A 1303-nucleotide genomic window follows, 5' to 3' on the forward strand; every position below is an offset into this window, starting at 1 on the left:
CGACTGCTTGGCGTCGGCGGCGCCAGTTCGACCAGCTCAGCGCGTGGTGTCGTCCGCGGTGTCCGCTCAGGTGCGGGGGCAGGGCACGACAAGCTGCCAGGAGTCGCCGAACCTCCGCCACTGTGAGCCCGATGACCCCGGGTGTCTCACCTGTTTCGCCCCCTTTTCCCAGGGTTGGTGTGCCGTAGCGGCCAGGAAGGCGTGGGCGAGCATGGCCAGAGTGATGTGCCGATACCAGCCCACGTAGCGGCGGACCTCGTACTGATCCAGGCCGCACTCGTTCTTCGCGGCCTGGAAGCACTCCTCGATCGCCCAGCGTGCCCCGGCGACCCGCACCAGCTCCTGGACGGTGACCTGGAGGGGCGCGTAGGCGAGGTAGTAGGCGGTCTCGTCGGGCTTGCTGCTGCTGCGCCGGGCCAGTGCCCATCGCATCCGGTGAGGGACCTCGCCCTGATAGTCGAATTCGGCGACGGCCGGCAGCCGCACCGCTGCCCAGTGGTAGACGCGGGGCCCCTTCGCGCCGGGGCCGCAGGAGATCTTCTCCCATGCCTCGTCCGGGGCCTGCGCGAACAGGCCCTCGATCCGTGAACAGCCCACGCTGAACTGCGACTTGGGGACGGCCAGTACGTAGCCGACACCCGACTGTTCCAGCAGCCGACGGAATCGGTTGTCCTGGCCGTAGGCGGAATCCGCGGTGACCCAGGCAATGGGCAGCGGCGAGGCCAGGGCCCGCAGCACCATGTGCCGGGCCAGTTCGCCTTTGGTGGCGAACTCCCGCTCGTCGGGGACCCTTGCGGTGCGGCAGCGTTCCCGGTCCTCGGTCCAGGACTTCGGGAGGTAGAGCTCGCGGTCGACCAGGGCCCGGCCGCGGGCGGAGGCGTAGGCGGCGAAGACGCCGATCTGGCAGTTCTCGGTCCGGCCGGCGGTTCCGGAGTACTGGCGCTGGACCCCGGCGGAGGTGGTGCCCTTCTTGATGAACCCGGTGTCGTCGATGATCAGGACGCCGCCAGCCTCGCCGAGCTTGTCGGCGACGTATTCCTGCAGGTCGTCGCGGATGTCATCGGACTCCCACTTCGATCCGGCGAGGAGGTGCTGCAGGCCGTCAGGGGTGGAGTGGCCGGCCTGTTCGGCCAGCTGCCAGCTGTTCTTGCGGGCCACCGGGGCGAGTAGCCCGCGCACGTAGTCCCGCATCCGGCGGCGGAGCTCGACTCGGCCGAAGCGGTGCCCGACAGTCAGGAAGAGATCGTCCAGTTCGAGGTCCCACTGCGTTGCGGCAGACTCGGTGATCACCCTCGGAGGCTGC

At 69.4% G+C, this 1303-nt stretch carries 1 protein-coding gene; it reads right to left on the reverse strand.

All coding sequences use genetic code 11. From position 1 onward, the window contains the following. Positions 1-66: 66 nt before the first annotated feature. Positions 67-1290, reverse strand: coding sequence for an IS701 family transposase (locus tag ACZ43N_RS42705; RefSeq protein WP_468105280.1), 1224 nt, complete (start codon positions 1288-1290; stop codon positions 67-69). Positions 1291-1303: the final 13 nt, after the last annotated feature.

The organism is Streptomyces sp. NPDC030814 (genome assembly GCF_055572155.1).